This window comes from Plantactinospora sp. CA-294935 (assembly GCF_050936445.1).
Classification (GTDB): domain Bacteria; phylum Actinomycetota; class Actinomycetes; order Mycobacteriales; family Micromonosporaceae; genus Plantactinospora.
This window is the reverse complement of record NZ_JBNJMU010000001.1, coordinates 111,085-132,320: the sequence shown is the minus strand read 5'-3', so window position 1 is coordinate 132,320 and position 21,236 is coordinate 111,085. Positions and strand designations below refer to the sequence as shown.

19 protein-coding genes and 2 tRNA genes are annotated in these 21,236 nt (G+C 73.3%); 11 read left to right on the top strand and 10 right to left on the bottom strand.

Going from position 1 to position 21,236, the window contains the following annotated elements; translation table 11 throughout:
- Positions 1-8: 8 nt before the first annotated feature.
- Both ACQEVC_RS00760 and ACQEVC_RS00755 read right to left on the bottom strand, forming a co-directional pair.
- On the bottom strand, positions 9-890 hold the full coding sequence (locus ACQEVC_RS00760; RefSeq protein WP_432872322.1) for a 3-methyladenine DNA glycosylase: 882 nt from the start codon (positions 888-890) through the stop codon (positions 9-11).
- Between the two features lie 126 nt (positions 891-1,016).
- Positions 1,017-2,999 carry a hypothetical protein gene (locus ACQEVC_RS00755; protein WP_432872320.1) on the bottom strand — a complete coding sequence of 661 codons (1,983 nt, stop codon included), beginning with the start codon at positions 2,997-2,999 and terminating at the stop codon, positions 1,017-1,019.
- A gap of 156 nt (positions 3,000-3,155) precedes the next feature.
- Between ACQEVC_RS00755 and ACQEVC_RS00750 the strand changes: the two genes are divergently transcribed.
- From ACQEVC_RS00750 to ACQEVC_RS00740, 3 genes are all read left to right on the top strand, one after another.
- Complete coding sequence (locus tag ACQEVC_RS00750) at positions 3,156-3,959, top strand: fumarylacetoacetate hydrolase family protein (protein ID WP_432872318.1); 804 nt, start codon at positions 3,156-3,158, stop codon at positions 3,957-3,959.
- A gap of 103 nt (positions 3,960-4,062) precedes the next feature.
- Positions 4,063-4,137 (top strand) — tRNA-Gln (locus ACQEVC_RS00745).
- Positions 4,138-4,218: 81 nt separating this feature from the next.
- Positions 4,219-4,291, top strand: a tRNA-Glu gene (locus ACQEVC_RS00740).
- A gap of 841 nt (positions 4,292-5,132) precedes the next feature.
- Here ACQEVC_RS00740 and ACQEVC_RS00735 read toward each other — a convergent pair.
- Positions 5,133-5,819, bottom strand: a complete 687-nt coding sequence (locus ACQEVC_RS00735; RefSeq protein ID WP_101370253.1) for an IclR family transcriptional regulator — start codon at positions 5,817-5,819, stop codon at positions 5,133-5,135.
- Between the two features lie 49 nt (positions 5,820-5,868).
- Between ACQEVC_RS00735 and leuC the strand changes: the two genes are divergently transcribed.
- The 3 genes from leuC (at position 5,869) to ACQEVC_RS00720 (ending at position 8,688) form a co-directional block, all read left to right on the top strand.
- Entirely contained in the window at positions 5,869-7,323 is a 1,455-nt protein-coding gene (leuC, locus tag ACQEVC_RS00730) for a 3-isopropylmalate dehydratase large subunit (RefSeq protein WP_432872316.1), read from the top strand.
- Between the two features lie 15 nt (positions 7,324-7,338).
- Entirely contained in the window at positions 7,339-7,926 is a 588-nt protein-coding gene (leuD, locus tag ACQEVC_RS00725) for a 3-isopropylmalate dehydratase small subunit (RefSeq protein WP_432872314.1), read from the top strand.
- A 174-nt stretch (positions 7,927-8,100) separates the two neighbouring features.
- Positions 8,101-8,688, top strand: coding sequence for an HU family DNA-binding protein (locus ACQEVC_RS00720; RefSeq protein WP_432872312.1), 588 nt, complete (start codon positions 8,101-8,103; stop codon positions 8,686-8,688).
- A gap of 229 nt (positions 8,689-8,917) precedes the next feature.
- On the opposite strand, the gene ACQEVC_RS00715 is transcribed toward ACQEVC_RS00720, so the two are convergent.
- The 5 genes from ACQEVC_RS00715 to cofC form a co-directional block, all read right to left on the bottom strand.
- Positions 8,918-9,895: an NUDIX domain-containing protein gene (locus ACQEVC_RS00715; protein ID WP_432872310.1), complete on the bottom strand. Its 978-nt coding sequence runs from the start codon at positions 9,893-9,895 to the stop codon at positions 8,918-8,920.
- On the bottom strand, positions 9,883-11,412 hold the full coding sequence (locus ACQEVC_RS00710) for a CHAD domain-containing protein (protein ID WP_432872308.1): 1,530 nt from the start codon (positions 11,410-11,412) through the stop codon (positions 9,883-9,885). The genes ACQEVC_RS00715 and ACQEVC_RS00710 overlap by 13 nt, the downstream gene beginning before the upstream one ends.
- Before the next feature lie 68 nt (positions 11,413-11,480).
- Entirely contained in the window at positions 11,481-13,778 is a 2,298-nt protein-coding gene (locus ACQEVC_RS00705) for an RNA degradosome polyphosphate kinase (protein ID WP_432890917.1), read from the bottom strand.
- Positions 13,779-14,254: 476 nt separating this feature from the next.
- Positions 14,255-14,452, bottom strand: a complete 198-nt coding sequence (locus ACQEVC_RS00700; protein WP_318395431.1) for a cold-shock protein — start codon at positions 14,450-14,452, stop codon at positions 14,255-14,257.
- Between the two features lie 118 nt (positions 14,453-14,570).
- Positions 14,571-15,215, bottom strand: a complete 645-nt coding sequence (cofC, locus tag ACQEVC_RS00695; protein WP_432872306.1) for a 2-phospho-L-lactate guanylyltransferase — start codon at positions 15,213-15,215, stop codon at positions 14,571-14,573.
- 94 nt (positions 15,216-15,309) lie between these two features.
- Between cofC and ACQEVC_RS00690 the strand changes: the two genes are divergently transcribed.
- From ACQEVC_RS00690 to ACQEVC_RS00670, 5 genes are all read left to right on the top strand, one after another.
- Positions 15,310-15,465 (top strand): hypothetical protein, encoded by a 156-nt coding sequence (locus ACQEVC_RS00690; RefSeq protein ID WP_432872304.1) that lies wholly within the window; start codon positions 15,310-15,312, stop codon positions 15,463-15,465.
- Positions 15,462-16,184 carry a lysophospholipid acyltransferase family protein gene (locus ACQEVC_RS00685; protein WP_432872302.1) on the top strand — a complete coding sequence of 241 codons (723 nt, stop codon included), beginning with the start codon at positions 15,462-15,464 and terminating at the stop codon, positions 16,182-16,184. The genes ACQEVC_RS00690 and ACQEVC_RS00685 overlap by 4 nt, the downstream gene beginning before the upstream one ends.
- 111 nt (positions 16,185-16,295) lie before the next feature.
- Positions 16,296-17,291, top strand: a complete 996-nt coding sequence (locus tag ACQEVC_RS00680) for an NAD(P)H-dependent glycerol-3-phosphate dehydrogenase (protein ID WP_432872301.1) — start codon at positions 16,296-16,298, stop codon at positions 17,289-17,291.
- Positions 17,292-17,317: 26 nt separating this feature from the next.
- Positions 17,318-18,442 carry a cystathionine gamma-lyase gene (locus ACQEVC_RS00675; RefSeq protein WP_432872299.1) on the top strand — a complete coding sequence of 375 codons (1,125 nt, stop codon included), beginning with the start codon at positions 17,318-17,320 and terminating at the stop codon, positions 18,440-18,442.
- 642 nt (positions 18,443-19,084) lie between these two features.
- Positions 19,085-20,149, top strand: coding sequence for an ROK family protein (locus ACQEVC_RS00670; RefSeq protein ID WP_432872297.1), 1,065 nt, complete (start codon positions 19,085-19,087; stop codon positions 20,147-20,149).
- Positions 20,150-20,164: 15 nt separating this feature from the next.
- Here the strand turns inward: ACQEVC_RS00670 and ACQEVC_RS00665 are convergent, their stop codons facing one another.
- Together ACQEVC_RS00665 and ACQEVC_RS00660 are read right to left on the bottom strand one after the other, a co-directional pair.
- Positions 20,165-20,356 (bottom strand): DUF397 domain-containing protein, encoded by a 192-nt coding sequence (locus tag ACQEVC_RS00665; protein WP_432872295.1) that lies wholly within the window; start codon positions 20,354-20,356, stop codon positions 20,165-20,167.
- Positions 20,343-21,125, bottom strand: coding sequence for a helix-turn-helix domain-containing protein (locus ACQEVC_RS00660; protein WP_432872293.1), 783 nt, complete (start codon positions 21,123-21,125; stop codon positions 20,343-20,345). Before ACQEVC_RS00660 ends, ACQEVC_RS00665 begins: the two co-directional genes overlap by 14 nt.
- Positions 21,126-21,236: the final 111 nt, after the last annotated feature.

Below are 21,236 nucleotides of genomic sequence, written 5' to 3'. Positions count from 1 at the left end.
GGGCACCGTCAGCCGGGCTCGGCCGCCGCCAGTGCGGCGAGCAGCCGGGCCCGGAGCGGGGCGGCCCGCTCGGCGAAACCGCGCTGGGCGGCGGCGTACTCGGCCCGGCCCTCGGGGGTCTCCACCCGGACCGGCGGATAGCCGAGCGCGGCCAGGTCGTACGGGCTGGCCCGCATGTCCAGGGTGCGGATCTCCCGGGCCAGTGCGAACGCGTCGGCGACCAGTTCGCCCGGCACCAGCGGGGAGAGCTTGTAGGCCCACTTGTAGAGGTCCATGTTGGCGTGCAGGCAGCCCGGCTGCTCGTTGTCGGCTTGCGTCTCGCGGCTCGGGGCGAGCAGGTTCAGCGGTCGGGCCGGCGGGGTGAAGAACCGGTACGCGTCGAAGTGGCTGCACCGGATCCGGTTGCCCTCCACCACCCGGGCGGTCTGCTCGGGCGAGAGCCGCAGCGGCCAGGCGTTGTGCCGTACCTCCGCCTGGGTCTGCCGGTAGACCATGGCCCACTCGTGCATGCCGAAGCAGCCGAACTGGCCGGGCCGGCCGGCGGTACGGGTCAGCAGGGTGCGGATCCAGTCGACCGAGTCGCCCCGACGCCGGCGTACCGCCTCGGTGTCGAGGGTGAGGCCGGCGTCCCCGGCGCGGTAGTCCCGGCCGAACTCGGCCGGGTCGGCGTCCCGGAGCACCACTCCGGCGCCGGGATGCCAGCGGCGAAGCTGCGCCGGCCGGTGCGAGTAGTAGGTGAAGAGGAAGTCCTGCACCGGATGCCGGGTGCCGCTGCCCCGCCGGGCCAGGTGCGGCACCAGCCACTCGTCCACTCGCCGCTCGTGGGCCGCCCGCCGGGCGCGCCAGTCCGCCGCGTCGAGCACGACGGTACGGGCAAGGGCGGCGGTCACCGCTCCAGGGTACGGCGCCCGCCGCGCGGCCCCGCCCGGCGAACCTTTTCAACCTGAACAGCCCGGCGAACGCGCCCCGGCTTCCACCTGCGGCCACGGCGGACCGCAAGGGGAGGTCGAAAAGGTTCAGTGCGGCACGTCGACGCTGACCCCTGCGGAGAAGACGGCGCTGCGCAGCTCGATCCGGGTCGGTTCGACCGCACCGGTCGAGGCGAACACCAGCGGCATGATCATGCGTTGGCCGGCCGGTACCGGTTCGGCGAACGGGTCCTTCCCGGCGTTGGCGATCTGCGTCGCCGCCACGTCGGCACCGACCCAGTCCCCGTTGGGCAGGTACGCCCGTTGCAGCGTGCCGTGCCACTGCTGGCTCTTGTCGGTCAGGTTACGTACCCCGAGGATCGCCTGGCAGCCGCCGGGTGCCGGTGGGCAGACCAGCCGGTAGACGGTGAACTCGAAGGCGCTCTCCCGCAGGCTCGTACCGACCGGTCCGGCCACGGTCTTGCCCACCCACGCCCCGCTGGACGGCTGCCGGTTGCCGTTGATCGCGCTCACCTGGCTCGACCCGGTCCACGCGGTGAGCGCGGCCAGGGCCACCGCCAGCAGGGCGGCGGAGCCGACCGCGGCCCACGCCGGGGGCCTGGGACGCCGTCGGGGCGGCCGGTAGGTGGTGGCCGGATGCGGGGCGGGGCGGGCCCGGCCGACCACCGGGGTGAGGTCCTCGTCGGTCGGCTCCGGCGGCTCCGGTACGGGCTCCTCGGCCGGCTCCTCGTCGTCGGCCGGCGCGGCGGTGCGGGGCGGTACCGGCGCCTGCCCGACGTAGCGGGCCCCGCCGGCGATGCCGACCAGGCCACCCGGTTCGTTGCCACCCGGTTCGGCCGGTTCGTCGGCTGCGGCCAGCCCACCGTCCCGGAGCAGCCCGCCGCCGTCCACCGCCGCGTCGTCGTCGACCGGCCGCCGCTGCTCCAGCGGAGCCCCGCCCCTGGTCGCACCCGCCTGCTCGCCCGGGATCTGGTGATCCTGGGCCCAGGTCCGGTGATCCTCGCCCCCGGCCTGGTGATCCTCGCGCTGGGACCGGTGAGCGGACGCACCGGCCCTCCTGGCCACCGGGGGCGCCGCCGGGGCGGCCTGCTCCGCCGCCCCGCCGATCCGGCGGTGGCCGGTGGCACGCCGTACGCTCTCCGGCACCGGGATCTTGTGGTCCCCGCGTACCCGGGCCCGGGCCCGGGCGATCGGGTTGCCGGACCTGCGGACCCGCCGCTGCGCCGCTGCGGCCTGCTTCTCGGCGGCGCGCTGTTCCGCCGCTTCCCGCTTAGCGGCCCGTTTGGCGGCCCGTCGGTCGGTACCGTCTCCGGGCGTGGTGTTGACCTGGTCGGCGGCGCGCCGCCGACGCAGTCGCCGCCACCAGAGCGCGCCGCCGGCCGCGGCGAGCAGCACCAGCGCCGCGAGCGCGGTACCCAGCAGGGTGCCCCGGCGCCACCAGGGTGGGGAGGCGGCCGCCTGCGCCTGCGCCGAGTCGTCAGAGCCGGGACCGGCGGCGGCCGCCCGGGCCCGGTTCCAGGTCACGGTCGCGCAGTCGTACGGCATGTTGCCGCCCGCGACGAAGGCGCAGGCCGGGGCGGTGACGTCGACCCCGCGCGCCGGCGGTACGAGGGTGGTGCTGAGCAACGCGGTGCTGCGGGCGCCGAGCTGGACCTGCCAGACCACCTCGGTGCCGAGTTGCCCCGGCATGGTGCCGGGCGCACTCGCCGCGCCGCCCTGGCTGATCATGGCCGGGGTGGCGCCCGGCGGCAGCTCCTGCCGGACGGTCGTCTTCACCATGCCGTCGGTGCCGTTGCGCACCCGGATCTCGTAGCGGGGCGCCGGATCGCCGGACGTGGTCATCGCGACGGTGATCAGCGGACTGGTCGGTCGGATCGGGGCGCCGGCTGCCCGGGCAGCGGCGGTGGCCGCTCGGGCCTGGGCCGCCTTGGCAGCGGCGGTGGCCGCTCGGGCCTGGGCCGCCTCGGCAGCGGCGGTGGCCGCCTGGGCGGGGGTGCCGGGCGCGGTGGCGGCCAGCAGGCAACCCGCGATCACCGCCCCCACCGCACGTAGTCGGATCGATGCAGGCATCACGAAGTCTCCTCCCGCCCCGAACGCTAAGTCGGACGGGTGGCCGGCCGGCGGGGAAGGATCGAACCCCCGCCAGTGGCTGGCCTGCTGCGGTATGGTGCCGCCGCGCCGCACGCGGGCGCCGGCACCGGCTTCCGGTGGGGATAGATTGGCGGCGTGCGTATCGCTCGTTTCGCTCATGCAAAGGGAATGTCGTTCGGCGTCGTCGAGGGTGACCCGGAGGCCGGTCCCGAGGGCCTGACCGTGGCCGAGATCGAGGGCCATCCGTTCGGCGAGATCCGGTTCACCACCGCCCGCTGGGCGCTGGCCGACGTCCGGCTGCTCTCGCCCATCCTGCCGAGCAAGGTGGTGTGTGTCGGACGCAACTACGTCGAGCACGCCGCCGAACTCGGCAACGACGTACCGGTCGAGCCGCTGCTCTTCCTCAAGCCGTCGACCTCGGTGATCGGCCCCCGGGACGCGATCCGGCTGCCGGCCCAGTCCAAGCAGGTCGAGCACGAGGCCGAGCTGGCCGTGGTGATCGGGCCGCCCGGCGCACGCCGGGCCGACCGGGCCGCCGCCGCCCAGGCCGTCTTCGGCTACACCTGCGCCAACGACGTGACCGCGCGGGACCTGCAACGCTCGGACGGGCAGTGGACCCGGGCCAAGGGCTTCGACTCGTTCTGCCCGCTCGGCCCGTGGATCTCCACCGGGATCGACGTCGGCGACGTCGAGGTCCGCTGCGAGGTGGGTCGGGGCGCGGACGAGATGGAGGTACGCCAGCTCGGCCGGACCAGGGACATGGTCTTCGACGTTCCGACCCTGGTGTCCTATATCTCGCACGTGATGACGCTGCTCCCGGGCGACGTGGTGCTGACCGGTACCCCGGCGGGGGTTAGTCCGATCGTCGACGGGGATACCGTCACGGTCCGCGTCGGCGGCATCGGCGAGCTGTCGAACCCGGTGGTGGCCCTCGACTGAGGTCCGGCGGGGGCGGCGGCGGTACGGCGTCGCCCGGTACCGACCCGATTTGGTCTGCACCACCGGGTCCGGTAAAGTTCGCTTTCGGTGCGACGAGCACCGATGGGGTATGGGGTAATTGGCAGCCCGACTGATTCTGGTTCAGTTAGTCTAGGTTCGAGTCCTGGTACCCCAGCCACCGAAACCCGAAAGGGTGCCGGTAGCTGGTCTCTGGTAGAGTTCAGCAGCGTTGATCGCAAGGTCAACAACGGAAAGTCCTGGCCCCGTCGTCTAGCGGCCTAGGACGCCGCCCTCTCAAGGCGGTAGCGCCGGTTCGAATCCGGTCGGGGCTACGACCGACGGCCCGCGTCACTCCGGTGGCGCGGGCCGTTTCCGTTCCGTACGCCTCCCGGGAATGCGCGCCTTCCGCACGTCATCGACATGCCCTCGGCGTCGAGGATCTCCCCCGGCCGAGCGGGGCGTCAGCCAGTTCCCGATGTCGAGCATGGCACACCCGGCCCGACCTGGTACTCGAAACGAACCACTTGGCGTGCCGGTGCTCCGGCCCGGAACGGGCAGGGATCCCGGTGTTCTCCGACGGCCGGCGGTCCCGCGCTTCCGGTGGCCCGCGATCCAGTGCGCTCCGCGCTCGCCGCTCCGCCCCGTTACCGACGCCCGACGCCCGCGAACTCCCGTGCCTCCTCGCTGGCCATGAGTCGACATGCTCTCGGCAGTCGTCCTGGCGTCGGCGGCGAGGTCTCTCCTCGCCGAGCTGGCCGACCGCCGCCGAGACTGTCGAGCTGGGTGCACGGACGAGACTGTCGAGCTGGGTGCACGGACGAGACTGTCGAGCTGGGTGCACGGACGGGGCAGCCGAGCTGGGTGCACGGACGAGACTGTCGAGCTGGGTGCACGGACGGGGCAGCCGAGTGGGTGCACGGACGGGGCAGCCGAGTGGGTGCACGGACGGGGCAGCTCGACAGTCCGCCGGGCGGGAGTCCCGTCGCGCGACGGCGTCGGCATCGGGTTGCCGGCCGGGTGGGTGTCGGTCGGCTGGCGGCCTGCCGCGCGGAGGCCGCCCGGGAGGCGACCCCGGGCAGAGTCCACTCCGGGCTTGAGCCCGCCTCGGGGTGAGTCGGTGGGTTGAGTTGGTCCCGGCGGCCATTCGCCGCCCGGCCGCCGGCAAGAGTCGGGTTACAGGCCGCTCAGCCGTTGGCCGGCCCGGACCACGGCCATCGCATGCCGGTCGCCGGGTCGCCGGCCGAGCCGCTCGATCGGCCCGGAGATGCTGATCGCGGCGATCACCCGACCGGTCCGGTCCCGGATCGGCGACGAGACGCTCGCCACCCCGGCCTCCCGTTCGGCGACGCTCTGCGCCCAGCCCCGGCGGCGCACCTCGGCGAGGGTACGGCCGGTGAACTTACACCGGGGGAGCAGGGGCATGACCGCCTCCGGCGGCTCCCAGGCCAGCAGGATCTGTGCGGCGGAACCGGCGGTCATCGGCAGCACCGAGCCGACCGGTACGGTGTCGCGCAGTCCGCTGGCCCGCTCGGCGGCGGCCACGCAGATCCGCTCGTCGGCCCGGCGCAGATAGAGCTGGGCGCTCTCGCCGGTCGCGTCCCGGAGCGCCGAGAGCAGCGGCTCGGCCGCGGTCAGCAGTACGTCGGGGGCGGCGTTCGCCAACTCGCCCAGACGCGGCCCCGGGCGCCAGCGTCCCTGGGTGTCCCGGACCAGCATCCGATGGATCTCCAGGGCCTGGGCCAGGCGGTGGGCCGTGGCCCGGGGCAGCTTGGTGCGATCGACGAGTTCGGCCAGGCTGGCGCCGTCGACGCAGGCGGCCAGGATGACCACCGCCTTGTCGAGAACGCCGACACCGCTCATACTGTGTCCCACAAGCCGAAACCTACCTCCCAGAATTTAGGATGTCCAGATGGTGGGAGTCACTCCAGAGCCGTCCTCGCCCAGGACCCTGGCCGAGAAGGTCTGGGATGCTCACGTGGTGCGATCCGCTGACGGTGAGCCGGATCTGCTCTATATCGACCTGCACCTGCTGCACGAGGTGACCAGCCCGCAGGCCTTCGACGGGCTGCGGATGGCGAACCGCAAGGTCCGCCGGCCCGACCTCACGCTCGCGACCGAGGACCACAACACCCCGACCGGGTACGACGACCCGTCGTTCCGGTCCCGGCGCGGTGACCTGCTCACCATCGCCGATCCGACCTCGCGGACCCAGATCGAGACGCTGCGCCGCAACTGTGCCGAGTTCGGGCTCAAGCTGCACCCGCTCGGCGACGACAACCAGGGCATCGTGCACGTGATCGGGCCGCAGCTCGGGCTGACCCAGCCGGGCCTGACCATCGTGTGCGGCGACTCACACACGGCCACCCACGGCGCGTTCGGCGCCCTGGCGTTCGGCATCGGGACCAGTGAGGTCGAACACGTCCTGGCGACGCAGACCCTGCCGCAGATCCGCCCGAAGACCATGGCGGTGACCGTGACCGGCGAGCTGGCTCCCGGGGTCACCGCCAAGGACCTGGTGCTGGCGCTGATCGCCCAGGTCGGCACCGGCGGCGGTCGCGGCCACATCGTGGAGTACCGGGGCGAGGCGATCAGCAGGCTCTCCATGGAGGGCCGGATGACCATCGCCAACATGTCCATCGAGTGGGGCGCCAAGGCTGGGATGATCGCGCCGGACGAGACCACCTTCGCCTACCTGTTGGGCCGGCCGAACGCCCCGCAGGGCGCGGACTGGGACGCCGCCGTCGAATACTGGCGGACTCTGCCGACCGACGAGGGCGCGACCTTCGACAGCGAGGTGGTGCTGGACGCCAGTCGGATCAGCCCGTTCGTCACCTGGGGCACCAACCCCGGCCAGGGCACCGCGCTGGACGCGGCCGTGCCGGACCCGGAGGACTTCGTCACCGACGCCGAGCAGACCGCCGCCCGGCGGGCCCTGGAATACATGGACCTCAAGCCCGGCACCCCGCTCCGGGACGTACCGGTGGACGTGGTCTTCGTCGGTTCCTGCACCAACGGCCGGCTGGAGGACCTCCGGGCCGCCGCCGACGTGCTGCGCGGGCACCGGGTGGCCGACGGGGTGCGGATGCTCGTCGTGCCCGGGTCGGCAGCGGTCCGCGAGGCGGCCGAGCAGGAGGGGCTGGACCAGGTCTTCACCGAGGCGGGCGCCGAGTGGCGGTTCGCCGGCTGCTCGATGTGCCTGGGCATGAACCCGGACACCCTCAAGCCGGGCCAGCGCTCGGCCTCGACCTCCAACCGAAACTTCGAGGGCCGGCAGGGCCGGGGTGGGCGTACCCACCTGGTCTCGCCACCGGTCGCCGCCGCCACTGCCGTGGTGGGCCGGCTGGCCGCGCCGGCCGACCTGTGAAGGGGCTGACCTGAGATGGACAAGTTCACCGTGCACACCGGTACGGCGGTCCCGCTGCGCCGGTCCAACGTGGATACCGATCAGATCATCCCCGCCGTGTACCTCAAGCGGGTGACCCGGACGGGCTTCGCCGACGGCCTCTTCAGCGCCTGGCGGGAGGATCCGGCATTCGTACTCAACGATTCCTCATATTCCCAGGCGTCGATTCTCGTGGCCGGCCCCGAGTTCGGCACGGGCTCCTCCCGCGAGCACGCCGTGTGGGCGCTGCGCGACTGGGGGTTCCGGTCCGTCATCGCCCCCCGCTTCGGGGACATCTTCCGGGGGAACGCGCTCAAGGAAGGACTCCTTCCGGTCGAGCTTGAATTGAAGGCCGTCGAGGCCTTGTGGGAGTTGGTGGAGTCCGACCCGACGGTCCGGATCACGGTCGACCTGACCGCCCGGGAGGTCCGGGCCGGGGAGGACACCTGGTCCTTCCCGATGGACGACTTCAGTCGCTGGCGGCTGATCGAGGGCTTGGACGACATTGGACTGACCCTCCGGCACGAGGCGGACATCACCGCCTACGAGGGCCGGCGATCCCCCTTCCGGCCCGTGGTGGCATAGGCCGAACCGCCGACCGTACAGTCGTTTTCGCCCCCGCCGGTTCGCCCGGCGGGGGCGAATCCGTTGCGACACAATGGGTTTTTTCGAGCAGATGTTTGTGTCCCGGTGGCACAGGGCATACCGTGCGCGCAGAATGGCTCGCGTTGAGTCCAGTTGCACATTGGGAGGGAAGTCGTGAACAAGGCCGAGCTCATCGAGGCTCTCGCCGCTCGTCTGGGAGACCGGAAGACGGCGACGTCGGCGCTCGACGCGGTCCTCGCGGAGGTCCAGGCGGCGGTCACCAAGGGCGATCGGGTTGCCATCACCGGGTTCGGGGTGTTCGAAAAGCGCGTGCGCGGTGCTCGAACAGCCCGCAACCCCCGTACCGGTGAATCGGTGAAGGTGAAGAAGACATCGGTTCCGGCCTTCCGGCCGGGCGCCGGGTTCAAGGAGATGGTGGCCAGCGGCAAGGCCCCGAAGAACACCGTGGCGGCGAAGAAGGCCGGCACGGCGTCAACGGCCAAGTCGACCGTTGCCAAGAAGACGACCAAGAAGGCGGCACCCGCCAAGACGACCGCCACCAAGGCGGCGGCGAAGAAGACGGCTCCGGCGAAGAAGGCCACCGGCGTCAAGAAGGCCACCACGGCCAAGAAGACGACGGCGGCGAAGAAGACGACGGCAGCCAAGACCACGTCCACCCGCGCGACGGCGACCAAGAAGGCCACCACGGCCAAGAAGGCTCCGGCCAAGAAGGCCCCGGCCAAGAAGGCCGCCAAGCGCTGATCCGGGTACCGTCAGGGCGCCTCCGGCTCGTCCGGGGGCGCCCTTCACGTTGTCCGGCACGGAAGCCCGGGCTGCGCGGTCCCGTCCTCCGGCGTCGACAGGGCGTTAACGCCGCTCAGCGGCCCCTGGACGCCCTGAAAGCCCGAGCCGGACCTTCGGGGTACCCCTGGACCGACAGTCCCGGCAGAGCTCGGACAGGGATGTCAGCGCGGCGAACCGGTAGAGGCGGTCAGGGTGCGATGGCGGCGAGCCGGTCCGCGCCGTCGAGCCGGCTCGCGCCGACCAGCCGGTCGCCGCTGAAGGCGAGCAGCCAGCCGGTGCCCTTCCTGGCCCGGAAATCCTCCACCGACCCGCGAAGCGCGACCGGGCCACCCCGGACGACCGGGCCGGTCGGTGCGGCCGATTCGGCCGATGCGGCGGCCAGTCGGGCCAACGCCTGCGGGATCACCTTTCCCTGGCTACAGACCACCGCCGGTTCGCCGGCCCGGGCCAGTTCGAGCAGGGCTCCGGCGGCGGCCAGGGCGTTCTCCTCACCGTCCTGCCCCGGCTTCGGCTCGTCGTACGCGGAATCCACCTCGATCGGCCGGTCGAGCAGTTCGGCCAGGGGTTGCAGCGTCTGCACGCAGCGCCGGGGCGCCGCCGAACGCAGGCGTACCGGGCGGAGCAGTGCCAGCAGCTCGGCCAACTCCCGGGCCTGGGCCAGACCGGCGGTGTCCAGCGGGCGGGCGGTGTCCGGCCCGGACCAGGTGCCCCGCTTGCCCGCCGGGGCGTGCCGGACCAGGCCCAGCACCACGGTCACCGGCGGCAGGGCCGCGAAGTCCTCCAGCACCCGGACGTCGTGCGGATAGCTGACCAGTCGGGTGGCCTCGGGCAGCGGCAGCCAGCGTACGGCGTCGACCTCGGTCTCCGGCTGGAAACCGCCGCCGCCGCCGGCCCGCATCGACCAGAACTCGACCGTCTTCGGCGCACCGTCGCGCATCCGGTAGTGCACCGGGGGCAGCCGCACCTCCGGCACCCCGCGTACGTCGGCCTCCTCGGCCACCTCGCGTACCGCGGCGGTCAGCGGATGTTCCCCGGGGTCCAGCTTGCCCTTCGGCAGCGACCAGTCGTCGTAGCGGGGGCGGTGCACCACGCACACCCGCACGCCGTCATCGCCGTGGCGCCAGACCACGCCACCCGCCGCGCGGACCGGTGTCACCCCAGCCATGCCGTCCGGCGTCCCCGGCTCGCCCGGCGCCACGCCTCGGGGAAGGCCGCCCGGGCGGCCCGGACGGCGGCCCGCTCCCGTTCCACCAACCGGCCGGCGGTGACCGCCACGGCGTGGTCGGCCGGGTCCTGTTCCGCGATCGACCGCCAGGTTTCGGCGGCGACCGCCGCGTCCTGGTGCTCGCCGAGCACGTCCTGCACCTTCGCCAGCGCCCTGGCCAGCTTCGCCGCGTCGCCGCCGAGTACCCCGGCGACGGCGTCGACGGCGTACCGGGCCCGCTTGCCGTTGATCCGTACCGCGTGCCAGCGCTCGTCCGGGGCGGCCGGGTCGAGGTCGGCGGCGCCGTCGACCTCGTCGTCGCCGTCGGTCAGCCGGTGCCAGGGTCGGGCGACCAGTCGGGGGAGCACCTCTTCGGCGGGCCCGTCGGCCCGGGCGGTCAGTTGCGGCGTCCGGGTGGCGTCGACCAGCGCCTCGACCAGGGCGTGGTAGCGCGCCGAGCCCAGCGCCTCGTCGACTTCGGCCAGCGCCGTGGAGTGCCGGTCGGCGAGTACCCGGTCCATCCGCTCCACCGCCGCCGGGTCGAGCGGGCTGAGCGGGTCGGCGGCGGCCGTCCGGGACAGCCGGGCCCGCAGCACCTCGGCGTCCCGGGCCTGCCCCAGCACCCCCGCCAGCCACTTCAGCTCGTCCCGCAACGGCTTGGCCCACGCCGTGCGGACCAGCGGCCCGAACGTCCGCAGGTCGCTGCGGAGCCGTCGGCAGCCGACCCGCATCTGGTGTACGGCGGTGTCGTCGTCGCCGACCGGCGCCCGCAACCGGACCAGCGGATCGTGTGCGAGCAGCCGGCCGACGCTGCGGCGGACCGCCGCCGTCACCACGTCACCGGCGCTGGGCCGCTCGGGCAGCTCGCCCGGGGGCACCAGGTCGGGCGCCGCCTCGGCCGTCGCACCGAGTGCCCGGACGTGCTTCGGAGTGAAGGCACCGGTCCGGGCGCCGGCTCCGGTCAGCGCCGACTCCACCGCGTCGAGCAGGTCCCGCCCGCCGTCCTTGCGCTCCACCTCGATCTCGCGGAACGTCGACCGGACCTGCTTGCCGTCGCGCACCTGCACCGCGTCGTCGGCGAGTTCCGCCAGGGTCCGGTCGGCGCCGTCGCGCAGCTCGTACGCCCGCCGGACGGTGCGGACCACCGCGGCCGGCTTGAGTTCCGCGCCCCGGGAGTACGCGGTCACCAGCGCCACCAGGTCGGCCGGGACGCTCTTCGGCCGGCCCGTCCGGGAGATCTCGTGCCGTACGCCGGGGCTGCCGGCCGGGAGTTTGACCGTCCAGGGCAGCTCGTCGCCCTTGCGGTGCCGCAGCGACACCCCGGCCCGGGCCAGCCGCAGGTCGGTGGTGTCGAGGTAGGTCGCGGTGAGCGTCACCGGGGGCAGTTCCACCACCCGTATCCCGTCGGGCACGACCGCGGACAGGTCGGGCAGGGTGAACTCCGGGTCGACGTCGTACTTCCGCTCCTCCTCCAGCATCGGCCAAGCCTAGTCCGGAATGTCGGCTCCGCCGAGTGTCCGCCGTTCCCGGCGAACCGCCCGGCGGCTCACTTGGCAGCTCCGGCGACCCGGCGCAGCAGCGCCTCCTGGAGGTTCACCAGCGGTGCCTCCAGGGTCCCCTTGCGCCGGGTCCAGCAGCCGTCCCCGGTCAGGTCGAACGCCTCGACCTGCGGGCTCATCGCGGCGGTCAGCAACTCGTCCAGCTCGGCCCGGGCGGTCGGGTCGGTCACCTGCACCAGCGCCTCCACCCGGCGGTCCAGGTTGCGGTGCATCAGGTCGGCGGAGCCGATCCAGAACTCGACACCGCCGTCCGACCCGCCGGCACCGCCGACCGCGGCGACCCCGCCGCCGAACCGGAACACCCGGGAGTGTTCGAGGAAGCGGCCGAGGATCGAGCGCACCCGGATGTTCTCCGACAACCCCGGTACGCCCGGCCGCAGCGTGCACATTCCCCGGATCAGCAGGTCGACGTGCACCCCGGCCCGGGAAGCCCGGTAGAGCGCGTCCACGATCGCCTCGTCGACCAGCGAGTTGACCTTGAACTGGACCAGGGCCGGCAGGCCCTGACGGGCCCGGTCGATCTCGCCCTCGATCCGCTCGATCAGGCCGCGCCGGATGCCCTGCGGCGCCACCAGCAACCGCCGGTACGACGTCTGCCGGCTGTACCCGGTGAGCACGTTGAACAGGTCGGTCAGGTCGGCCCCGATCTCCGGGTCGGCGGTGAGCATGCCGAAGTCCTCGTAGAGCCGGGCGGTCTTCGGGTGGTAGTTGCCGGTGCCGATGTGGCAGTACCGGCGGATCTGGTTGCCCTCCTGCCGGACCACCAGCGCGGTCTTGCAGTGCGTCTTGAGCCCGACCAGGCCGTAGACCACGTGGCAGCCGGCCCGCTCCAGCACCCGGGCCCAGCCGATGTTGGCCACCTCGTCGAACCGGGCCTTGATCTCCACCAGCACCACCACCTGCTTGCCGGCGGCGGCCGCGTCGATCAGCGCGTCGACGATCGGGGAGTCCCCGCTGGTGCGGTAGAGGGTCTGCTTGATGGCCAGCACGTTCGGGTCGGCGGCGGCCTGCTCGATGAACCGCTGCACGCTGGTCGAGAACGAGCGGTAGGGATGGTGCACCAGGATGTCGCCGTCGCGCAGGGTGGCGAAGACGCTCCGCGGCACCTCACCCTCGGCGAGCCGGGGGTGGGTGGCCGGCACGAACGGCGGGTCCTTCAGCTCGGGCCGGTTGGACTCGTTGTAGACCTGCCAGAGCGCGGTCAGGTCGAGCAGCCCCGGCACCCGCAGCACGTCCTGGCTGTCCATGTCGAGTTCCCGGACCAGCAGGTCGAGTACGTGGTCGGAGACGGAGGCGGCCACCTCCAGGCGTACCGGCGGGCCGAAGCGGCGCCGGGCGAGTTCCCGTTCCAGGGCTTGCAGCAGGTCCTCGTCGCGGTCCTCGTCGACCTCCACCTCGGCGTTGCGGGTGACCCGGAACAGGTGGCACTCCACCACCTGCATGCCGGAGAAGAGCTGGTCGAGGTGGGCCGCGATCAGGTCCTCCACCGGCAGGAACCGGTAGCCGGGCGCGTCCCGTTCGACCCGGACGAACCGAGGTACGTTGTTCGGCACCTTCACCCGGGCGAAGAGTTCCGATCCGTGGTCGGAGTCGCGGACCAGCACGGCCAGGTTGAGCGACCGGCTGGAGATGTACGGGAACGGGTGCGCCGGGTCGACGGCGAGCGGGGTGAGTACCGGGAAGATCTGCTCCCGGAAGTACGCCCGCAGCCGCTGCCGCTCCGGCACGGGCAGCTCGTCCCAGTGCAGCAGTGCGATGTTCTCGGTGGCCAGCTTCGGCATCACCTCGTCGACGAAGCACGCCGCGTGCCGGGCGACCAGGTCGGCGGCGCGCTCGGAGACCAGTTCGAGCTGGGTGGTCAGCGGCATCCGGTCGCCGCCCCGGACCGGCAGCCCGGCCTGCAACCGTCGCTTCAGCCCGGCGACCCGGACCATGTAGAACTCGTCCAGGTTGTTGGCGAAGATGGCGAGGAACTTGGCCCGCTCCAGCAGCGGGGTGTCCGGATCCTCGGCCAGGGCCAGCACCCGGGCGTTGAAATCCAGCCAGGACAGCTCCCGGTTGAGGAACCGGTCCGACGGCAGCGGCGCGGCCGGTTCCCCGACCGGCTCGGCGGACGGCTCGGTCGTCTCGGCGCGGGCGGCCAGTGCGCTCTCCGGGACGGCGCTGCCCGGGCCGGTCGCCGGTGACCCGCGCCGGCCGTGCGCCGGGTTGTCGGCCAGGCCGGTCGCCGGGCTCCGGTCCGGCCCGCCGGCCGCGGCGCGCGCCGAGTCGGCCGCCTGGTCCAGCGCCGCCGACCGGTCCGGCTCGGCGACGGTGTCCGGCTCGACGGTGCCGTCCGGCTCGCCCGCCGGCTCGCGGTCGGTGTGCCCCTCCGGCCGGTCACCGGAGCCGGCCGGCTTCCCGCCACCGCCGGCCCGGCCGCCCCGGGGAGTACGGGCGGTGCCGGGCGCCTGGTCTCCGCCCGTCCGGCCACCCCGTGGGGTACGGGTGGTGCCGGGCGGCTGGTCCCCGTTCGTCCGGCCACCCCGGGGAGTACGGGGTGTGCGGGTCGAACCGGCCCCGGGCAGGGGTGCCGGCGCGGGACGGGACGGGCTCGCCTGCCGGGATTCGTCCGTGCCGTCCGGTGCCGGATCCGGCGTAGGCCGTTCGCTGGCGCCGGACCGCGACTGGCGCTGGGAGAGGGGGCGTCGGGACGGCGGGGTGCTCACCACCCCATCATTCCCCGGCGGTGGTTAACGGAAAATGAACTTGACCGAGCGGGTCAGGGGAAGGTCGGCAGCGTGACCCGGACCAGCGTGCCGGCGTCGTCGTGCTCCAGCCGGACCCGCTGACCCAACCGGAGCAGGCGCAGGCCGGAGGCGTCGAACGCGGTGGCCGGGAAGGTGACCCGGGAGCCGTCGTCGAGCAGCAGCGTGCCGGTCCTGGTCTGCGGGTCGTAGTCGGCCACCGTGCCCTGCATGCCCAGCACCGTACACCGGTCCGCCGGGTGGCGGGTCGGCCTGCCGGGGCACCGGCACCGGTCTGGGCCGCTGGTCGGGTCGCGAGTCAGCGGTTTGCGTCGCTGGTCGGGTCGCGAGTCAGCACTCTGCGCCGGCCGGTGCCGCCCGCCGGGTCAGTGCGGCGGTGCGCCGGCGGAGCCCGAGCGCCGCCGCCGCCCGCAGGTCCGCCGCGGTGTCGACGTCGCGGCGCAGCGTCGGCCAGGCACCGGTGAGCGGACGAGCGCCGGAGGCCGCGTGCGCCGCCGCCGAGTGCGGGCCGAACCGGGGGTCGAGGGCCGCGCCGGGGACGGCGGTGAGCAGTACGGTGCCGGTGCCGGGGGCGTCCGCGACGAACCGGCGTACCCCGGGCGAACCGTCGGCGGCCCGCAGTGCCTCGGCCAACTCGGCCGGACGCAGCGCCGGCAGGTCGGCGGTGAGTGCCGCCACCGGGCCGTCGGAAGCCGCCGCCGCGCCCCGGACGAACGCGGGGTTGAGCCCGGCGGTCGGCGGCTCCGGCACGACCCGGGCGCCGAGCCGGCCCAGGGTCCGGGTGGCCGCCGGGTCGTCGGTCACCACCAGCAGTTCCCGGACGGCCGGACAGCCGAGTACGGCTTCGACGGTGTCCTCGGCCAGGGCCAGGGCGAGCAGTTCGTGCGGTACACCGTCGAGCGCGCCGCGCAGCCGGCTCTTCGCCGACCCGAGGCGCTTGACCGGCACCACCACGGTCCAGTTCCGCTCTGCCACGCGACAATCCTGCCAGCTCGCCGGCGGCCGCCCGGCGTGTGGCGTACCCGGCCCCGGGGATACCCCTGGCTGGCCGTACCCGGGACGGGCAGGCATGATTTCGCTGCGGGCGGCGGCACCCCGGGCCCGGGTCGGTGGCGGGCCGGACGGGGTGGGTACGGGCGGTGTCACCTCGCCACCCGAGCCAGGACGCCTGGATGGCGCCCCGGCCGGGCCGCGCCAGGGTGGGGACGACGAGGAGGCACAGTGACACGGCGCAGGCTGGGATTCTGGCGACGGTTCGCCGTCGCGGTGGTCAAGCCGGTCCTGACCGTCTGGACACGGCGCGACTGGCGCGGCATGGAGCACGTCCCGCCCTCCGGTGGCGTGATCATCGTGCCGAACCACCTCTCCCACTTCGACCCGCTGGTCTCGGCGCACTTCATCTACGACTCCGGCCGCTGGCCCAGCTTTCTGGGCAAGGCAAGCGTCTTCAAGGTGCCGGTGATCGGCAAAATCCTGCTGAAGTGCCAGCAGATCCCGGTGGAGCGCGGCACCGTCGACGCGGCCAGGTCGCTGGAGGCGCTGGACCGGGCGGTCCGCTCCGGTGCGGCTGTCGTGATCTACCCGGAGGGCACCACCACCCGGGAGCCCGAGCTGTGGCCGATGCGCGGCAAGACCGGCGCCGCCCGGCTCGCCCTGGCCACCGGTGCCCCGGTGGTGCCGGTGGTGATGTGGGGGCCACAGCGGATCTTCGACCCGCGGACGAAGAAGGTCAGCCTCCGGCCGCGTACCCCGGTGACGGTGGTCGCCGGTCCGCCGGTGGATCTGAGCCGGTGGACCGGCGCGGCGCCGAGCAAGGCCGTACTGGACGAGATGACCGACGCCATCATGCTGCGGCTGCGTGACATGCTCGCCGAGATCCGGGGCGAGACGCCCCCGCCGATCTGGTCGGCGCAGCCGAACCGCCGCACCGAGGACCGAGCATGAGCGAGCGCAGCGAGCGAAGCGGAGTGCCGGCATGAGCGAGCGTAGCGAGCGAATCGGCCAGCTCAGTGCGGATGTGCCTCATGGCGGCACGGAGCGAAGCGGAGTGCCGGCATGAGCCACGTCGCCGTGCTCGGCGCCGGCTCCTGGGGTACGGCCTTCGCCAAGGTGCTCGCCGACGCCGGCCGGGACGTGCTGCTCTGGGCCCGCCGTCCGGCGGTGGCCGAGGCGATCCGCACCGCCCGGACCAACCCCGACTACCTGCCCGGGCTGCGGCTGCCGGCGGCGGTACGCGGCACCGCCGAGGCCGCCGAGGCGATCACCGGCGCCGACCTGGTGGTGCTGGCGGTACCGGCGCAGACGTTGCGCGGCAACCTGGCCGAGTGGGCCCGGCACCTCGAACCCGACTCGACGCTGGTCTCCCTGATGAAGGGGATCGAACTGGGCACCACCAAGCGGATGAGCGAGGTGATCGTGGAGACCGCCGGGGTCGCCGCCGACCGCGTCGTCGTGGTCTCCGGCCCCAACCTGGCCGCCGAGATCGCCGCCGAGCAACCCGCCGCGACCGTGGTGGCCTGCACCGACACCGACCGGGCAAACCTGGTGCAGGCGTCGGTCAGCACGTCGTACCTCCGGCCGTACACCAACGACGACGTGATCGGCTGCGAGCTGGGCGGGGCGGTCAAGAACGTGATCGCGCTGGCGTACGGCATCACCACCGCGATGGGGCTGGGCGACAACACCCGGGCGACCCTGATCACCCGGGGGCTGGCCGAGACGGCCCGGCTCGGGGTGGCGCTCGGCGCCGACCCGCTGACCTTCGCCGGCCTGGCCGGCCTCGGCGACCTGGTCGCCACCTGTTCGTCGCCACTGTCCCGGAACCGGACCTTCGGCGAGCACCTCGGCCGGGGCGAGACCCTGGAGCAGGCGCAGGCCGCGACCCGGCAGACCGCCGAAGGGGTGAAGAGCTGCCTGGCGATCCGGGACCTGTCCCGGGCGCACGGGGTGGAGATGCCGATCACCGAGCAGGTCGAGCGGGTCTGCCACGAGGGTGCCGACCCGCACACCGCGATGGCCGTGCTGATGAGCCGCAAGCCGAGGCCCGAGTGACCGGCACCGATCCACGGAAGGACACCATGCCCGACCAGTCGACCTACGGTGACGGCACCCGGAGCGTGCACGCCGGTCTGCCGGAGCCGGTGCCCGGGCAGCCGTTCCTGCCCGGGCCGGTCTTCGCCGCCCCCTACCACCTGGACCCGGCGATCGGCCCGGAGGCGACCCCGAACGGGTACGGCCGGCCGGACAACCCGACCCGGCGCGGGCTGGAAGCGGCCATCGGTGAGCTGGAAGGTGGGGACTGCCTCGCCTTCGCCAGCGGGCAGGCCGCGATCACGGCGCTGCTGCTCTCGGTGCTCCGGCCCGGTGACACCGTGCTGCTCCCCACCGACGGGTACTTCCCGGTGCGGGCGTTCGCCGCCGAGACGCTGCGCGGGATCGGGGTACGGGTCGACTTCGTGCCGACCGCCGGCCCGTACCCGGCGTTCGACGGCGTACGGCTGGTGTTGGTCGAGACGCCGGCCAACCCGGGCCTGGACGTCTGCGACATCGCCGAACTGGCCGCCCGGGCGCGCGCCGCCGGTGCGCTGCTCGCGGTCGACAACACCACCGCGACACCGCTCGGCCAGCGACCGCTGGACCTCGGCGCCGACCTGGTGGTCGCGTCCGGCACCAAGGCGTTGACGGGGCACTCGGACCTGCTGCTCGGTTACGTGGCCAGCCGGACCGCCGGACTGCTGGAGACGATCCGGGGCTGGCGGGCCACCACCGGCTCGATCCCGGGCGCCTTCGACGCGTGGCTGGCGCACCGGTCGCTGGCCACGCTGGACCTGCGGCTGGCCCGGCAGAGCGCCAACGCGGCGGCGGTGGCGGCGACGCTGCGGGGCCGCTCCGACGTCTCCGGCGTACGCTGGCCGGGGCTCGCCGACGACCCCGCGTACCCGATCGCCAGCCGGCAGCTCCGCCGGGTGCCCGGGATCGTCGCGTTCGACCTCGGCGATGCCGACCGGGTGACGCGGTTCCTGACCGCCAGCCGGCTGGTCTTCGCGGCGACCTCCTTCGGCGGGCTGCACACCAGCGCCGACCGGCGGGCCCAGTGGGGCGACGACGTGTCGGCCGGATTCGTGCGGCTCTCCTGCGGGGTCGAGGACGCCGCCGACCTGGTCGCCGACCTGACCACCGCGCTCGACGCGGCCGGCGGGTAACACCTCGGCCTCCGAGGCGGGTAGCGGGCACGGCACGGCCACTCCGACCCCGATCCCCGTCCCTGCACCCAGCCCAACCCGGACCCGCCCACCCGACCAGCAACCCCCACGCCCGCCAGACCAACTCCACCCGGCCGACTGTCGAGCTGCCCCGTCCCTGCACCCAACCCCGACCCGACCAGCAACCCCCATGCCCGCCGCCGGAGGGACTCGCCCCACGGACTGTCAGGGCGCCCCGTCTGTGCACCCAGCTCGACAGTCTCCGCAGCAGGGTCATGTCCGGCGGCGAGGCATGGCGGCTCCGGGCGTTGAGCGCTGGACGGAGAGGCGGATCGGCGTCCGCGAACCCGACCGCCGGATCCCCGGGCGGTCCGGCGGCGCCTGGCCCGGTACCGGGCGGTGCCGGGACCGCGCTCTCCTGCGCGCATCTGGTGGACCGGATCGACGCGCCGTCGGAGGGCTGGACGACGCTGGCCGACGCCCCTTTCCGGCGACCGGTGGTCCGGATTCCGGCGCCGGTCGCGACGTCTCGACGGGCGGCAGGGGGTGCGGGAGTGGCTCGGGTACGGCAGGGTATGAACATCGGGCGGCTGCCGACGCCGGGATCCGGTCCGGGTCGGCCGGCGAACCGGGAGGCACACCATGACGAACTCGGAAATACCGGTCGTGGTCGGGCTCGACAACGGCGGTAACAGCAACAACGCCACCGTGCTGGACGCGACCGGCCGGTTCCTGGTCGACCAGTTGGTCGAGAGCCCGTGCCAGGTGCTGGAGGGCCCGGAGGCGGCGGTCGAGGCGCTGGCGGGGGCGATGGCACAGGTGCTGGCCCGTACCGGCACCCGGCCGGAGCAGGTCCGGGCCGTCGGGCTGGACACCCCGGGGCCGGCCAGCGCCACCGGGGTCATCTCGTCGAAGGGCTCGACGAACTTCTCCCAGCCGGCCTGGCGCGGCTACGACATCCGGGGCGCCCTCGAACGCCGGCTCGGCCTGCCGGTCGTCTACCACAACGACGGCAACGCCGCCGCGCTCTACGCACACCACTCCTACTTCGGCGCCGAGGCGCCGCAGCGGTCGTCGGTCTCCGCCATCGTGGGCACCGGACTCGGCGGCGGCGTGGTGGTGTGCGGGCAGGTGGTGACCGGTACCGCCGGGATGGCCGGCGAACTCGGGCACGTGCACATCCCGATGTTCGGCCTGCTCGCCGAGGGGCAGCCGGTGCCGGTCTGCAACTGCGGGTTCGTCGGGGACGTGGAGAGCATCGCCTCGCTGACCGGCATCCGGCGCAACCTGCTGCCGTACTGGCTGGGCCGGTACGCCGGGCACCCGCTCGGCGAACTCGACCCGTCCAGCGCCGCCAAGCAGGTCCGGTCGTACGGGGTGGACGGCGACCCGATGGCGCTGCGGATCTTCGAGCAGCAGGCGATGGCCCTGGGCCGGCTCTTCACCATCGTCGCCAACTTCACCGACCCGGACGGGTACTTCGTCGGCGGTGGCGTGGTGGAGGCGGCGCCGGAGTTCCGGGACTGGTTCCTGGCCACCGTCCGGGAACACACCGCGCTCAGGACCGAGCAGGCCGAGCGGGCCCGGTTCGCGCTGGTACCGGATCTCGACATGGCCGGGGCCCGGGGGGCCGCCATCGCCGCGCTGAAGCTGCTGGACGGCGCGGCCAGCCCGGCCGCCCGAGGGCAGGATCAGCCGGCCAACTGAGACTTCGGCCCGGCGTCAGCCGTGCGACTTCGCCAGGTTGACGAACGCCCGCCAGGCGGCCGGGCCGAAAGCCAGGGTTCCGCCGGCACGGTCCTTGGTGTCCCGGACGAGGACACGGCCGGGGAGGTTGTCGGCCACCTCGACGCACGCGCCGCCGTTCGAGCTACTGCGGCTGGATTTCCGCCAGGTCGGCTCAGGTGTGCTCATCGATAATCCTCAGGATCAGGTCTCGGGACTGGCCACACGGAAGCGCGAGGCCACTCAAACTCTCCCACGTTCGGTCGAGTTCGCCTATCTCCTCGGCATCCGCTACGGTCCGTCCCCGTAGCTGGTCGTCCAGGTAAGCGAGGCGAGGGCTTCCGGCCCCGGGCAGGCTGGCGACGACGAAGGCACCGGCCAAGCCGGCGTGCAGACCGGCTGACATGGGCAGGATCCGGATCTGCACGTTCGGCCGGTCGCCAACGTCGATCAGGTGCTCTAGCTGCTCTTTCATGAGCGCGCCGTCGCCGTACCGGAGGGCCGCCTCGCCGATGATCCCCACCGGCGCCGGCGGATCATCGGGGCCGAGCGCGGCGGTCTGGCGCTCGATCCGCGCTGCCGTCAGCTCGTCCAGCTTGTCCCGTCGGTGCGGACCGACAGTGAGAATCGCTCGGGCGTACGCCTCGGTCTGGAGGAGTCCAGGGATCAGAGAGTGTTCGAACCAGCGGATCAGGGTTGCCCGCTGCTCGTTGTCGGTCCAGGGCCGCAACCACGGGGCCGACGCCTCGGCCCGCGCCCTGGCGGACAGCTCTTGGATCTGAGTTCCGGTCTCGAACAGCGCATCCAGCGCCTTGGCCGTGTCGGGCATCGGCACCATGCGGCCCGTCTCGAACGCCCCGATGGACGATGCCGAGACGTTGACCGTTACGCCGGTTTGATCCTGCGTCAATCCTCGGTTGTTGCGCTCCCGCCGGAGTAGTTCCCGAAGATCATTCATCCCTATTACTCCATAGTTGCGGCCTACTGCGGGTTGCCTCTTGGCACTGGCCTACCACTACTCCGCACACATCTTCCGTTACCCCGCGTTGGCGGTCCAGGGTGGATGTCA

Coding starts and splice junctions, on each gene's coding strand:
- ACQEVC_RS00700 (WP_318395431.1), bottom strand. CDS start 14,452: ATGCAGGGCACGGTGGCCGACTACGACCCGCAGACCAGGACCGGCACG.
- leuC (WP_432872316.1), top strand. CDS start 5,869: ATGGTGGGAGTCACTCCAGAGCCGTCCTCGCCCAGGACCCTGGCCGAG.
- ACQEVC_RS00680 (WP_432872301.1), top strand. CDS start 16,296: ATGAGCCACGTCGCCGTGCTCGGCGCCGGCTCCTGGGGTACGGCCTTC.
- ACQEVC_RS00660 (WP_432872293.1), bottom strand. CDS start 21,125: ATGAATGATCTTCGGGAACTACTCCGGCGGGAGCGCAACAACCGAGGA.
- ACQEVC_RS00690 (WP_432872304.1), top strand. CDS start 15,310: ATGATTTCGCTGCGGGCGGCGGCACCCCGGGCCCGGGTCGGTGGCGGG.
- ACQEVC_RS00665 (WP_432872295.1), bottom strand. CDS start 20,356: ATGAGCACACCTGAGCCGACCTGGCGGAAATCCAGCCGCAGTAGCTCG.
- ACQEVC_RS00710 (WP_432872308.1), bottom strand. CDS start 11,412: ATGCTGGAGGAGGAGCGGAAGTACGACGTCGACCCGGAGTTCACCCTG.
- ACQEVC_RS00735 (WP_101370253.1), bottom strand. CDS start 5,819: ATGAGCGGTGTCGGCGTTCTCGACAAGGCGGTGGTCATCCTGGCCGCC.
- ACQEVC_RS00715 (WP_432872310.1), bottom strand. CDS start 9,895: ATGGCTGGGGTGACACCGGTCCGCGCGGCGGGTGGCGTGGTCTGGCGC.
- ACQEVC_RS00755 (WP_432872320.1), bottom strand. CDS start 2,999: ATGCCTGCATCGATCCGACTACGTGCGGTGGGGGCGGTGATCGCGGGT.
- ACQEVC_RS00670 (WP_432872297.1), top strand. CDS start 19,085: ATGACGAACTCGGAAATACCGGTCGTGGTCGGGCTCGACAACGGCGGT.
- ACQEVC_RS00675 (WP_432872299.1), top strand. CDS start 17,318: ATGCCCGACCAGTCGACCTACGGTGACGGCACCCGGAGCGTGCACGCC.
- leuD (WP_432872314.1), top strand. CDS start 7,339: ATGGACAAGTTCACCGTGCACACCGGTACGGCGGTCCCGCTGCGCCGG.